This window comes from Sinorhizobium chiapasense, assembly GCF_045277575.1.
Classification (GTDB): domain Bacteria; phylum Pseudomonadota; class Alphaproteobacteria; order Rhizobiales; family Rhizobiaceae; genus Ensifer; species Ensifer chiapasense_A.
On sequence record NZ_CP144206.1, the window covers coordinates 796,401 to 808,415 of the forward strand.

Sequence of the window (12,015 nt, forward strand, 5' to 3'; positions counted from 1 at the left end):
GATGGAATGGGACTGGAACTTCGTCTGGGAAATCACGCCGACCCTCATCGAGGGCCTAAAGATCACCATTCTGGCCACCGTGCTCGGTGCGGCGCTTGCCGCCATCATCGGCCTCGTCTTTGCCATCCTGCGCATGACCGCCCCAAAGCCGATCGCCCGCGCCACGGCTTTCGTCGTGGAGTTCATTCGCGGCACGCCGCTGCTCGTGCAGCTTTATTTCATCTTCTATGTGCTGCCGGATATCGGCATTCGGCTGCCGGCATTGCTCGCCGGCATCATCGGGCTCGGACTGCACTACGGCACCTATGCGGCGGAGGTCTACCGCGCCGGCATCGAGAACGTGCCGCGAGGTCAATGGGAAGCGGCGAAGGCGACGAACCTCACGGGACGCCAGACCTGGATCCATGTCATCCTGCCGCAGGCGATCCCGCCAATGATCCCGGCGCTCGCCAACTATCTCATCGCCATGTTCAAGGAGACGCCGCTGCTCTCGGCCATCACCGTGCTCGAACTGATGAACCAGGCGAAAAGCGTCGCCAACAGCAGCTATCGCTATATCGAGCCGATGACGCTGGTCGGGGTGTTTTTCCTGATCATGAGCCTGATCTCTGTCGTCTTCCTGCGCTGGCTGGAGGAACGTTACGCCCGGGTGGAGGAACACTGATGCAGACGCTCGACCTTAGGCTCGCCGCGCGTGCGCCGAAATTGGATGATCGCCCGCTGGACAAACGCGTCGGCCTGATCGCCCTTGCGACCGACCACACGACGGAAGTGGACTTCCAGCGGATGGTGGCGAACGAGCGGATCGGCGTCTACGCGACCCGCATCCCCTACGCCAACCCGGTGACGCCGGCAAACCTCCGCGCCATGCAGCCCTCGCTGACATCGGCGGCTGCGTTGATCCTGCCGGACGAACCTCTCGACGTCGTCATGTATTCCTGCACCTCCGCTTCCGTCGTCATAGGCGACGCGGAGGTGCGGGCGGCCATCCGGGCCGCCAAGCCCACCGCCGCCGTCGTCACGCCCACGGCGGCCGCTGCTTCGGGCCTTAGGGCCTTTGGCGCGAAGCGGATTGCGGTGCTGACGCCCTACACGATCGAAACCAGCAAGCCGATGGCCGATTATTTCCTGGCGCTCGGCTTCGACATCGCCCGCTTCACCTGCCTTGGCCTCACCGACGATCGGGAGATGGCGCGCATTTCCCCGGAGGAAATCGTTGCCTTCGCGAAGGAAGCGACTGCGCCCGATAGCGACGCACTCTTCATCTCCTGCACGGCGGTTCGCGCGGCGGGGGTGGCGGCCGAAATCGAGGCCGCGATTGGCAAGCCGGTCGTCACCAGCAACCTTGCCACCGCCTGGGCCTGCCTGCGCCTTTGCGGTGACGAGACGGCGCGACCGGAACGCGGCCGCCTGATGGCGCTTGCCTATTCGGACCGGTGACCCATGTCGAACCTTCCCGTGACATTGGCGGATATCGAACAGGCGGCCCGGCGCATCACGGGGCGGGTTCTGCGTACACCCTTCGTGCCTTCCCCTTCGCTTTCCGAACGCTGTGGCGTGCCTGTCGGCCTCAAGCTCGAACACCACCAGACGACCGGTAGCTTCAAGCTGCGCGGCGCGACCAACGCGGTGCTTTCGCTGACGCCGCAAGAGCGGGCGAGGGGCGTCGTCGCCGCCTCGACGGGCAATCACGGCCGGGCGCTTGCCCATGCCGCCAAGTCGGAAGGCGCGGTCGCGACGATCTGCATGTCGCGGCTCGTGCCTGACAACAAGGTTTCGGAAATCCGCCGGCTTGGCGCGAATGTCCGCATCGTCGGCAAATCGCAGGACGAGGCGCAGGTCGAGGTCGACCGGCTGGTGGCCGAAGACGGCCTCGTCATGGTGCCGCCCTTCGACGATCGAGCCGTCGTGGCGGGGCAAGGCACGCTCGGCCTGGAGATCGTTGAGGCAATGCAGGACGTGGCAACGGTTCTTGTGCCGCTCTCCGGCGGTGGGCTTGCGGCCGGTGTCGCTGTGGCGGTGAAAGGGCGTTTTCCGAAAACCCGCGTCATCGGTCTCACCATGGAGCGTGGCGCGGCGATGAAGGCGAGCCTCGATGCCAGACGGCCGGTGCAGGTCGAGGAAGTGGCAAGCCTTGCCGATTCGCTGGGCGGCGGCATCGGCCTTGACAATGCCGTGACCTTTAAGATGTGCCGCGCTCTGCTGGACGGGGTGATCCTGCTTTCGGAAGACGAGATCGCGGCGGGCATGCGGCATGCCTATGCCGAGGAGCGCGAGGTGATCGAGGGTGCCGGGGCCGTCGGCATCGCGGCGCTGCTTTCCGACCGGCTCAGCCGACTGGACGGGCCGGTGGCGGTGATCCTCTCCGGTCGCAATGTGGACATGGACCTGCACCGGCGGGTCATCAATGGGAATGCCGATGCGTTGCAGGAGACAGCGGCATGACGACGATGAAAATTCTCACCGAGGCGGAACTCCGGCGCATTGTCCCGCTCGATCTTGAAGCCATTGCCTGTGTGGAGGAAGCGTTCCACGCGCTCGCCACCAAGGCAGTCGCCATGCCGCCGATCCTCAGGCTCGACATGCCCGAAGCGCGCGGCGAAGTGGATGTGAAGACCGCCTATGTGCCGGGCCTCGACGGTTTTGCCATCAAGATCAGCCCCGGCTTCTTCGACAATCCGAAGATCGGCCTGCCGAGCACAAACGGCCTGATGGTGCTGCTTTCGACGAAGACGGGCCTGGTACAGGCCGTGCTCCTCGACAATGGCTATCTGACGGATGTGCGCACCGCCGCCGCCGGCGCGGTCGCGGCGCGGCATCTCGCGCGCCCGGATGCCGCGGTTGCCGCCATCTTCGGGGCCGGCATGCAGGCCAGGCTTCAGCTCGAAGCCTTACGCCTCGTGCGGCCGATCCGCGAGGCGCGCATCTGGGCGAGGGACGCAGCAAAGGCCGAAGCCGCGGCAACGGAGCTGACGAGGAGCCTCGGTTTTCCCGTTCGCACGGTAGTCGATGGCAGGGCAGCGGTTGATGGCGCCGACATCGTCGTTACCACGACCCCTTCGGAAACACCGGTGCTCAAGGCCGAATGGCTCCAGCCTGGCCAGCATGTCACGGCCATGGGTTCGGATGCTGAGCACAAGAATGAGATCGAGCCCGCCGTGATTACCGGCGCCGGCCTCTATGTCGCCGATAGCCTCAAGCAGACGCGCAAGCTCGGCGAACTGCACCATGCCATAGAGGCGGGCCTTGTGAAGGAGAGCGCGATCTTCCCCGAACTCGGCGAGATCATCGCCGGGCGTAAGCCGGGCCGCAGCGGCCCCGATGAGATCACCGTGGCGGACCTTACCGGCACGGGCATTCAGGATACGGCCATCGCAACGCTTGCTGCCGCCCGCGCGGCAACGGCGGGCGCCGGCACGATCTTCGAGAGTTGAGACCGGCTTTTCGCCGGGTATAGAGGAAAAACCGATGAAACAAGCGAACCTGAAGTTTTCACTTCCGGAGTATGAAGCGCGTCTTCAAAAAACGCGCATTGCCATGGAAGCCAAAGGTATCGACGTGTTGATCGTCAGCGATCCGTCGAACATGAACTGGCTGACCGGCTATGACGGCTGGTCCTTCTACGTGCATCAATGCGTCGTCGTGCCGCCGACGGGCGAACCGATCTGGTACGGCCGCGGGCAGGATGCCAACGGCGCCAAATTCACCGCCTATCTGAAGCACGAGAACATCATCGGCTATCCGGACCATTATGTGCAGTCCACCGAGCGCCATCCGATGGACTATCTCTCGGCCAAACTCGCCGAGCGTGGCCTCGACAAGCTGACGATCGGCGTGGAGATGGACAATTACTGGTTTTCCGCCGCCGCCTTCGCCTCGCTCACGAAACACCTGCCGAATGCCCGCTTCGTCGACGCGACCGCACTCGTCAACTGGCAGCGCGCGGTCAAGAGCGAGGCGGAAATTCGCTATATGCGCAATGCCGCGAAGATCGTCGAGAAAATGCATGAGCGCATCTTCGACAAGATCGAGGTCGGCATGCGCAAGTGCGACCTCGTCGCGGAAATCTACGATGCCGGCACACGTGGCGTGGACGGCATCGGCGGCGACTATCCGGCGATCGTGCCGCTCCTGCCCTCGGGCGTGGAGGCCTCCGCGCCGCACCTGACCTGGGACGATCGACCGATGAAATCCGGCGAGGGCACTTTCTTCGAGATCGCCGGCTGCTACCACCGTTACCACGTGCCGCTCTCACGCACCGTCTTCCTCGGCAAGCCGACACAGGCGTTCCTCGACGCCGAGAAGGCAACGCTCGAAGGCATGGAAGCGGGCCTCGAGAAGGCGCGGCCCGGCAATACCTGCGAGGATATCGCCAATGCCTTCTTCGCCGTGCTCAAGAAATACGGCATCGTGAAGGACAACCGCACGGGCTACGGCATCGGCGTTTCCTATCCGCCGGACTGGGGCGAGCGCACGATGAGCCTGCGTCCCGGCGACCGGAGCGAACTGAAGCCGGGCATGACCTTCCACTTCATGACGGGGCTCTGGCTCGAGGATATGGGCTTCGAGACGACGGAAAGCATCTTGATTACCGGGACCGGCGTCGAGTGCCTCGCCAATGTGCCGCGCAAGCTTCTCGTGAAGGATTGAGCCATGCGGGACCTCACACTTCGTCCTTCGCCGATCAGCTCCACGGTCGATTTTTCGGCCGAAGGCGTGCAGCACGGTTTTCTGCGTCTGCCATATAGTCGCGACGATTCCGCCTGGGGCTCGGTGATGATCCCGGTCACGGTCGTCAAGAATGGGGAGGGCCCAACGGCCCTTCTCACCGGCGGCAACCATGGCGACGAATATGAGGGGCCGATCGCGCTCTTCGATCTCGCCCGCACGTTGAAGGCCGAGGACGTCACAGGCCGGGTCATCATCGTGCCGGCGATGAACTATCCGGCCTTTCTCGCCGGCACGCGCACCTCGCCGATCGACAAGGGCAATATGAACCGCAGCTTTCCGGGTGCGCCGGACGGCACAGTCACCCAGAAGATCGCCGACTATTTCCAGCGCACCCTGCTGCCGCTCGCCGATATCGTGCTCGACTTCCATTCGGGCGGCAAGACGCTCGATTTCCTGCCCTTCTGCGCCGCCCATATCCTGCCCGACAAGGCGCAAGAGGCAAAAGCCTTCGACCTCGTCAGCGCCTTCGGCGCCCCGTGGTCGATGAAGATGCTGGAGATCGACGCCGTCGGCATGTACGACACCGCAGCGGAGGAGATGGGCAAGATCTTCGTCACCACAGAGCTCGGCGGAGGGGGGACGGCCACGGCCAAAAGCGCTCGCATCGCCAAGACAGGCGTTTCGAACGTGTTGAGGGCGGCCGGTATCCTCAAGGGGACTGTTGAAAGTGCAAGGACCACCTGGCTCGACATGCCGGATGAAAACTGCTTTTCCTTCGCCGAGGACACCGGCCTCATCGAACCGCTCTTCGATCTCGGCGATCAGGTGAAGAAAGGGGAGGTTGTCGCCCGCATCTATCCCATCGGCCGCACGGGCGTTCGACCACTGGACGTCGAGGCGAAGATGGGTGGCATCCTCGCGGCCCGTCATTTCCCCGGGCTCGTCAAGGCCGGCGATTGCGTCAGCGTGCTTGCCGTCGAGACCTGAGGACGGAAGCGCGTGTGCTGCTCCTTGCAGGTGCCGTCCATCGGCGGACCCGCCGATGGAAGCGGGTCCGTTAGCTGAGATTGGGTCTGCTGCCCTTTCCGGTGATGCCGGAGGAGGGGTGCGCCTTCAGCCGTCAGACGTGGATGGCCATCTGCAGTTCGGCCTGGCGGCCGAGGGACGTCATCCACTCGCTGAACTCCGGGCGGCTCTTGATCTGGCGGCCGTAGTGGCGGCCGAGTGCAGTGGTGAGCTCGCCCGCGCGCCCGAGCAGTTCATCGGCAAAGACGATCATCTGGGAGTTCGGCCAGGCCTGCGGGCGGATGGCGGCGAGGCGGGCAAAGAGCTTTTCACCGGACTCCTCCGGATTTGCCTGCGCCATCAGGGTCAGCATGGCTGCCGTCGAGCGCGATACGCCCATATGGCAATGAACCAGCACATGGCTGGCAGCTTCCCGATCTTCACGCATCAGGAAATCTGTACCGAAGCGAAGGATGGCTTCCACATGGTCCGGGCGAGGCATCACCCGGTTCGGCGCCGCCTCAATGATATCGTGGAAGCGCAAGATCGTGCGGTGATGCTCACCGTAGGCGTCGAAAGCTTCCAGTTCCGGAAGTTCCGGATCGACGATCGACAGAACATGGGTCACGTTTCGGCTGCTCTGACCCGGCAGTTCCTCGATACCGCAAACGGTCAGCATTGGAGAAAGGGTCGTTTCCATGTCCGCTATCCTAGCATCGGTTTCATGAAGCGTCTGCCTCCCATTGCGTGCGAGCAGTGCAAAGAGCACGTCGAGCATCGCAGACATCGGGCGCGACCGGTCGGCACGATGGGGGATGGGGCGGCGCGTGGCAGGCGTTGAGATTGATGTTTCCATCGGCGAGGGAGGCGACAACGAAGCCGCCGGGGAGATGGAAACTATACGTGTGCCGGCTTTCTTGGCAACCTCGATGTTCGAAATAAGGTAGCTCGTTGCCTGCCGGAGTCTTGGTCGAGCAGCCTGGACAAGGAGGCCGGTCTGCCCGTGCAACGCATGCGCCGGGTCCTTTGCCTGCGGGAGAGGGCATGTCGACGCTTTCCTGTCCACATGCTGTCTGCAGCCGGTCCGTCAACGGTGCGGCCAGGGACGAGCTACGGTCTCAGATTCGGGCGCTCCTCAATCTCAGGGCGTTGCCGATCACGCTGACGGACGAAAGCGCCATGGCGGTGGCTGCGATGATCGGCGACAGCAGAAGCCCGAAGGCAGGGTAGAGCACGCCCGCGGCAACGGGTACGCCGGCGGCGTTATAGATGAAGGCGAAGAAGAGGTTCTGCCGGATGTTCGCCATCGTCGCGTGACTGAGCCGCCGCGCCCGGACGATGCCTTGCAGATCGCCTTTGAGCAGCGTCACGCTGGCACTTTCGATCGCCACATCGGTCCCGGTTCCCATGGCGATGCCGACGTCGGCGGCGGCAAGGGCAGGGGCGTCGTTGACGCCATCACCCGCCATGGCGACGATCCTGCCTTCCTTGCGTAGGCGGGCGACGATCTCGCTCTTGTGTTCGGGGAGCACTTCCGCCTCGACCTCCTTGATGCCGAGCTTGCGGGCGACCGCACTGGCCGTGGTCTTGTTGTCCCCCGTGAGCATCACCACGCGCACGCCATCCTTGACCAGCGCTTCGACCGCTGCCGGTGTCGTCGACTTGATCGGATCGGAAATTGCGAACAACCCGCCCAGGCGACCATCGATGGCGGCGAAGATGACGGTTGCCCCTTCGCCGCGCAGGTCTTCGGCTTTCTGCGAGAGGGCGGAGACATCGACTTTTTCCTCGGACATGATCCGGTGACTGCCGATGATCAGCCGGTGGCCATCGACGACGCCCGTCACGCCCTTGCCGACCGGACTGTCGAAGTCTTCGGCAGATCCGAGTTTCACATTGTGCTCGCTGGCGATGTCGACGATGGCGCTTGCCAGAGGATGCTCGCTCGCGCGCTCCAGCGTAGCGGCCAGCCGTAGTAGTTCGTCCTCCGATACCCCGCTCACGGCGACGATTTCGGTGACCTTGGGCTTGCCTTCGGTCAGGGTTCCGGTCTTGTCGACCACCAGCGTATCGACCTTCTCGAAGCGCTCGAGCGCTTCGGCGTTCTTGATCAGCACACCGGCGCCGGCACCCTTGCCGACGCCGACCATGATCGACATCGGGGTGGCAAGGCCTAGAGCGCAGGGGCAGGCGATGATCAGCACCGCGACTGCGGCGACCAGTCCGTGGGCGAAGCGCGGCTCCGGACCGACCAGCATCCACGTCGTGAAGGCGATAGCGGCAATCAGGATGACGACCGGAACGAACCAGCCGGAGACCTCGTCGGCGAGCCGCTGGATCGGGGCGCGAGAGCGTTGCGCCTCGGTCACCATGTGGACGATCCGAGACAGCATGGTATCCCGGCCGACCTTGCCGGCCTCCATGACGAAGCCGCCCGTCCGGTTCATCGTACCACCGATCAGTTTTGCGCCGACCTCCTTGGTAACAGGCATCGACTCTCCTGTGATCATCGATTCATCGATCGAGCTGCGCCCCTCAACGAGCGTGCCGTCAACCGGGACCTTTTCGCCCGGACGCACCCGCAGGCGGTCGCCGACGGCGACGGCCTCGAGGTCCACATCTTCGTCGCTTCCATCGCTGCGGATGATGCGGGCGGTTTTCGGTGCCAGGTCGAGAAGCGCCCGGATTGCGCCGCCGGTCTGCTCACGCGCCTGCAGTTCGAGCACTTGCCCGAGGAGCACCAGAACGGTGATGACGGCCGCTGCCTCGAAATAGATCGCAACTGCCCCCTCGCTGGATTGGAACGTTGTCGGAAACAGATCGGGGGCAACCGTTGCCACCACGCTGTAGACCCAGGCGACGCCCGTGCCCATCGCGATGAGCGTGAACATGTTGAGGTGCCGGGTGAGGATCGATTGCCAGGCCCGTTCGAAGAAGGGAGCACCCGCCCAAAGGACGACCGGGGTCGCCAGGAAGAACTGGATCCAGTTCGACGCCTGCGCGCCGAGAACCATGTGCAAATTGGTGAGATGACCGCCCATCTCGAGCGCCAGCACAGGCAGCGCCAGGACCAAGCCAATCCAGAACCGCCTCCGCATGTCGACAAGCTCCGCACTCGGACCCGCGTCGGCGGTGACGACTTCGGGTTCAAGCGCCATGCCGCAGATCGGGCAGTTGCCAGGGCCGTTTTGCCGTATTTGCGGATGCATGGGGCATGTGTAGATCACCCCCTCTTGCTCCGAGCTTCGCTTCTCTGTGGCCTTGGCAGGTACCGCACTCTTTTCGGCGTCGTGATGGTCGTGACCTTCATGTCGGTGGTGATGCTTATGGTCGTCCATTGGGGCGTCTCCGTAACGGTACTCGCCGATAACAAGGATACGGCCCGGCGCCTTCCCGTCGGCCGGGCCGTCTCATCCTCGTTACGTGTAGGCGACGAAGGACATCATTCCCGATGCCATGTGATAGAGGTGATGGCAGTGGAGCGGCCAGCGGCCCGGATTGTTGGCGTCGAACATGACGTTCACGCTTCCCATCGGCGGCACAAGAACGGTATCCCGCATGGCACCGCCGAGCGCCTTTCCGCCTATGCCGACGACCTGGAAGTGATGTCCGTGGAGATGCATCGGGTGGGACATCATCGACATGTTGCGCATGACGATCTCAATCCTTTCGCCTTCGCGGACCCCAAGGTCATCGCCGCCCTCGATCCGCCAGTCGTAGCCGCTCATGCTGCCCGTCAGGGTCAACTCGAACCGTCGGTCTGCAAGGCGAGCGGGAAGGGGCGTGACGGCCGCCAACCGCTCTTCGAGGTCGAGCCCGACCACCGGTCCGGGCTCCGTCCCATGCGATGCAATCTTGGCGATCTTTGCCCCTGATGGCGCCAGGATGATCCCTGTACGATGGTTAGTGCCTTCTCGCAGCGCGAGGATGGGTTGGGCTTCTGCTGACTCCGGAAGCTCAAGCCGGATATCGAGCCGCTGGCCCATGGAAATCGGGAAACGGTTCCCGGAAACCGGCTGCACCGACTGTCCGTCAACCGCGATCAACTGTCCGGTCAGGGTGCCGGTGTCGACCGTGAAGGCGGTAGCGGTTGCGCCATTGATGACGCGCAGACGGACACGCCCACCGTTTTCGACGGCGACGACTTCCGGATCATCGAGCGTACGGTCGTTCGCGAGATAGGCATCATACTCGATGTCGTTCTGATCCATGGCGGCCATGCCCGACATGGCCATCCCGGACATGTGGCCTTCCTGCATGTTGGATGCCATGCCCTGCATCATCGCGCTGTGGTCCATCCCATGACCGGTAGAAGATCCCTTCAGATCGGCGAGCAGTTCCTCGGCAGGCGTGAAGGAGAAGTCGTGCAACAGGATAACGACTTCCTGCTCGTCGCTCTGCCTGTCGTCGGCGGTTCGCACGATCAGCGGAGCGGCAAGCAGGTTCTGCTCCTGGAGCGTGTGCGCATGCATCCAGTGCGTGCCGCCCGCGCCCACCGGAAACGCGTAATGCCGGGTCTCCTTTGCCTTCAGCAGTGCTGCGGGATTGTCCGGTACACCGTCCATGTCCCATGGCGGCGCGAGCCCATGCCAATGGATGAGTGTTGCTTCACCGCCTTGGTTTGAAAGTGCGACGTCGAACGGGCTGTCGGCGTCGAGCGTCAGCCCGACGGCGCCATCCGGTTGGAGAAGCCCGAAGACGTTGGCGGCTCTGCCGTTCACCTCGATGACGCGTTTTGTGATTGCAAGTGAGCGCGCGCCCGCGCCCGAAGATGTTGCCTTGCTGGCCTCAGCCCAGCTTCTGCTTGGGTGTAGGGCGGCAGCCGAAGCGGCGACTGCGACGCCCGACATCAGTCCGCCCAGGAATTCACGGCGTTTCATTTTCATTGACCTCTTGTTCCATGCCGGGCAATGCCGGTGAAGACCGCGCCAAGCGGGCGCGACCGCGGAGGACCACCGCCCAACGGCGGCTGGCCTGGCTCATCTGATGGATCGAGGAGGGCCTATGGCGGGTCGGGAGATGACGCCGTCGAGGGGCGGTTGAGGGGCGAGGCCCCGGTGGCCGCCCGAGTTCAGGGTGACTGCACCGAAGGTTGGGGCCGGAAAAAGCGTGTAGCACAGGCCGCAGATGCGTTTGCAGCACGCTTTCTGATCGCCTGTTTCGGTCTTGCCGTGGAGATCGGCTTTGCCCTGTGAGGAAATGACATGTTGGCTGCCGGAAATGTGTGGCTCGCATGCGATGGGGGCCGCCTCGGCAATCGGCGTGACCAGAAACAGGATGGCGACCAAGGCGGCCAACAATCCCCTTGCATGTTTCCGGACGGTCTGGCTGGCGGCGATCATGTTTTCGTCCGACACCTCGTGCTGTATTCACTGAGAGTGCGCGATGCTCGCCGGCTTCGCCTTGACCTTGATCAAACGGCGACAACGGCACGGCGAAAGGATGGCACCCGAATGTGTTCGAATGCGGTTAAATCGTCCGGTCTCCTTCTTGCTGCGGTTGCGGTCATGTCGGTCTCGGCTGCGACCGCACAGCCTGGCGATGACGTCGTTCGTGAGAGGCAGCGGGACATGAAAGCCGTGGCGGCTGCCGCTAAGAGCATCGACGCCGTATTCAAAGGCACATCCCCCTACGATGCAAGGGCGTTCAAATCGGCCGCCGAAACCATCAGGGCGTTTTCGGGGAAACGCCTGTCGGAGCTGTTCGCCGGTCCGGTCGTCGCCGAGGGCTCCAAGGCCAGCGCCAATATCGAAGCGGAGCGACCGACATTCGACAAGCTGGCGACCGAGCTTGGGGCTTACGCCGAGGCGCTTTCAGTTGCAGCAGACCGCAATCCTGATGTTCTTGCGCCTGACATGCGGATGCACGGTGTCGATGCGCGGATGGGCGGGCCACTCGCCAAGAGAAACTCGGCGATGCCCGACCCGATGTCCATGTCCGCCGAGCACGCTTTCCACTTGATGCTGCAGGTTTGCACGTCCTGCCACGCCAAGTTCCGCACGAAAGACAACTAGTCGATGGCAAGCGGGCGTCGCAAAACCAGGATCACCCGACGTGGCTGCAGCAGGATTTCTTGAAGGAGGCCTGGTAGCCGGCTTCTGCGATCGCGGCAACGAAGGCATCGGAGGGGATCTCCGAGTCGATCGATGCGGTCTTCGCATCGAGGTCGACAGCGACCTTGGCGTTGGGATCGACCGACTTCACTGCCTTTTCGACCGCTCCGGCGCAGTGCCCACAGGTCATGTCGGGAATGTTGAGATGGTGCATTTGGAAACTCCATTTGATCTGACCTGTGTGAATCTGGAGCGTCCAACGGTGGCAAGGTCAAGAGCAAAGCGC

General features: G+C 63.5%; 12 protein-coding genes. 7 read left to right on the forward strand and 5 right to left on the reverse strand.

Annotated elements, in window-relative coordinates:
• The first annotated feature begins 1 nt into the window (after position 1).
• Genes ehuD through doeB form a run of 6 tightly spaced genes read left to right on the forward strand, consistent with a single transcriptional unit; the run spans position 2 to position 5,658 of the window.
• A complete protein-coding gene (gene ehuD, locus QM996_RS22475; RefSeq protein WP_334198257.1) occupies positions 2 to 664 on the forward strand; it encodes an ectoine/hydroxyectoine ABC transporter permease subunit EhuD in 663 nt (220 codons plus the stop codon).
• Positions 664 to 1,440: an ectoine utilization protein EutA gene (gene eutA, locus QM996_RS22480; RefSeq protein WP_334198258.1), complete on the forward strand. Its 777-nt coding sequence runs from the start codon at positions 664 to 666 to the stop codon at positions 1,438 to 1,440. The genes ehuD and eutA overlap by 1 nt, the downstream gene beginning before the upstream one ends.
• A gap of 3 nt (positions 1,441 to 1,443) precedes the next feature.
• Positions 1,444 to 2,445 (forward strand): hydroxyectoine utilization dehydratase EutB, encoded by a 1,002-nt coding sequence (eutB, locus tag QM996_RS22485; RefSeq protein WP_334198259.1) that lies wholly within the window; start codon positions 1,444 to 1,446, stop codon positions 2,443 to 2,445.
• The gene (gene eutC, locus QM996_RS22490) at positions 2,442 to 3,434 is read left to right on the forward strand and encodes an ectoine utilization protein EutC (protein ID WP_334198260.1); all 993 of its coding nucleotides are present in this window, start codon (positions 2,442 to 2,444) and stop codon (positions 3,432 to 3,434) included. Before eutB ends, eutC begins: the two co-directional genes overlap by 4 nt.
• A 34-nt stretch (positions 3,435 to 3,468) precedes the next feature.
• A complete protein-coding gene (doeA, locus tag QM996_RS22495) occupies positions 3,469 to 4,650 on the forward strand; it encodes an ectoine hydrolase DoeA (protein WP_173518500.1) in 1,182 nt (393 codons plus the stop codon).
• Between the two features lie 3 nt (positions 4,651 to 4,653).
• Positions 4,654 to 5,658, forward strand: a complete 1,005-nt coding sequence (doeB, locus tag QM996_RS22500; protein ID WP_334198261.1) for a N(2)-acetyl-L-2,4-diaminobutanoate deacetylase DoeB — start codon at positions 4,654 to 4,656, stop codon at positions 5,656 to 5,658.
• A 133-nt stretch (positions 5,659 to 5,791) separates the two neighbouring features.
• On the opposite strand, the gene QM996_RS22505 is transcribed toward doeB, so the two are convergent.
• The 4 genes from QM996_RS22505 to QM996_RS22520 all read right to left on the reverse strand — a co-directional run bounded on the left by QM996_RS22505 (position 5,792) and on the right by QM996_RS22520 (position 11,018).
• Complete coding sequence (locus tag QM996_RS22505; protein ID WP_334198262.1) at positions 5,792 to 6,376, reverse strand: tyrosine phosphatase family protein; 585 nt, start codon at positions 6,374 to 6,376, stop codon at positions 5,792 to 5,794.
• Positions 6,377 to 6,794: 418 nt separating this feature from the next.
• Positions 6,795 to 8,885, reverse strand: coding sequence for a copper-transporting P-type ATPase (locus tag QM996_RS22510; RefSeq protein ID WP_334198764.1), 2,091 nt, complete (start codon positions 8,883 to 8,885; stop codon positions 6,795 to 6,797).
• 210 nt (positions 8,886 to 9,095) lie between these two features.
• On the reverse strand, positions 9,096 to 10,556 hold the full coding sequence (locus tag QM996_RS22515; protein ID WP_334198263.1) for a multicopper oxidase family protein: 1,461 nt from the start codon (positions 10,554 to 10,556) through the stop codon (positions 9,096 to 9,098).
• Between the two features lie 99 nt (positions 10,557 to 10,655).
• Positions 10,656 to 11,018, reverse strand: coding sequence for a hypothetical protein (locus QM996_RS22520; protein ID WP_334198264.1), 363 nt, complete (start codon positions 11,016 to 11,018; stop codon positions 10,656 to 10,658).
• Between the two features lie 228 nt (positions 11,019 to 11,246).
• On the opposite strand from QM996_RS22520, the gene QM996_RS22525 reads away from it, so the two are divergent.
• Complete coding sequence (locus QM996_RS22525) at positions 11,247 to 11,690, forward strand: cytochrome c (RefSeq protein WP_500270474.1); 444 nt, start codon at positions 11,247 to 11,249, stop codon at positions 11,688 to 11,690.
• Positions 11,691 to 11,721: 31 nt separating this feature from the next.
• Here the strand turns inward: QM996_RS22525 and QM996_RS22530 are convergent, their stop codons facing one another.
• A complete protein-coding gene (locus tag QM996_RS22530; RefSeq protein WP_173518488.1) occupies positions 11,722 to 11,943 on the reverse strand; it encodes a heavy-metal-associated domain-containing protein in 222 nt (73 codons plus the stop codon).
• Between the last annotated feature and the right edge of the window lie 72 nt (positions 11,944 to 12,015).

What these genes read in the sequence shown, in the direction of transcription:
- eutB (WP_334198259.1), top strand. Translation starts at nt 1,444, where the DNA reads ATGTCGAACCTTCCCGTGACATTGGCGGATATCGAACAGGCGGCCCGG.
- doeA (WP_173518500.1), top strand. Translation starts at nt 3,469, where the DNA reads ATGAAACAAGCGAACCTGAAGTTTTCACTTCCGGAGTATGAAGCGCGT.
- QM996_RS22520 (WP_334198264.1), bottom strand. Translation starts at nt 11,018, where the DNA reads ATGATCGCCGCCAGCCAGACCGTCCGGAAACATGCAAGGGGATTGTTG.
- ehuD (WP_334198257.1), top strand. Translation starts at nt 2, where the DNA reads ATGGAATGGGACTGGAACTTCGTCTGGGAAATCACGCCGACCCTCATC.
- eutA (WP_334198258.1), top strand. Translation starts at nt 664, where the DNA reads ATGCAGACGCTCGACCTTAGGCTCGCCGCGCGTGCGCCGAAATTGGAT.
- QM996_RS22510 (WP_334198764.1), bottom strand. Translation starts at nt 8,885, where the DNA reads ATGCATCCGCAAATACGGCAAAACGGCCCTGGCAACTGCCCGATCTGC.
- eutC (WP_334198260.1), top strand. Translation starts at nt 2,442, where the DNA reads ATGACGACGATGAAAATTCTCACCGAGGCGGAACTCCGGCGCATTGTC.
- doeB (WP_334198261.1), top strand. Translation starts at nt 4,654, where the DNA reads ATGCGGGACCTCACACTTCGTCCTTCGCCGATCAGCTCCACGGTCGAT.
- QM996_RS22505 (WP_334198262.1), bottom strand. Translation starts at nt 6,376, where the DNA reads ATGGAAACGACCCTTTCTCCAATGCTGACCGTTTGCGGTATCGAGGAA.
- QM996_RS22515 (WP_334198263.1), bottom strand. Translation starts at nt 10,556, where the DNA reads ATGAAACGCCGTGAATTCCTGGGCGGACTGATGTCGGGCGTCGCAGTC.
- QM996_RS22530 (WP_173518488.1), bottom strand. Translation starts at nt 11,943, where the DNA reads ATGCACCATCTCAACATTCCCGACATGACCTGTGGGCACTGCGCCGGA.
- QM996_RS22525 (WP_500270474.1), top strand. Translation starts at nt 11,247, where the DNA reads ATGAAAGCCGTGGCGGCTGCCGCTAAGAGCATCGACGCCGTATTCAAA.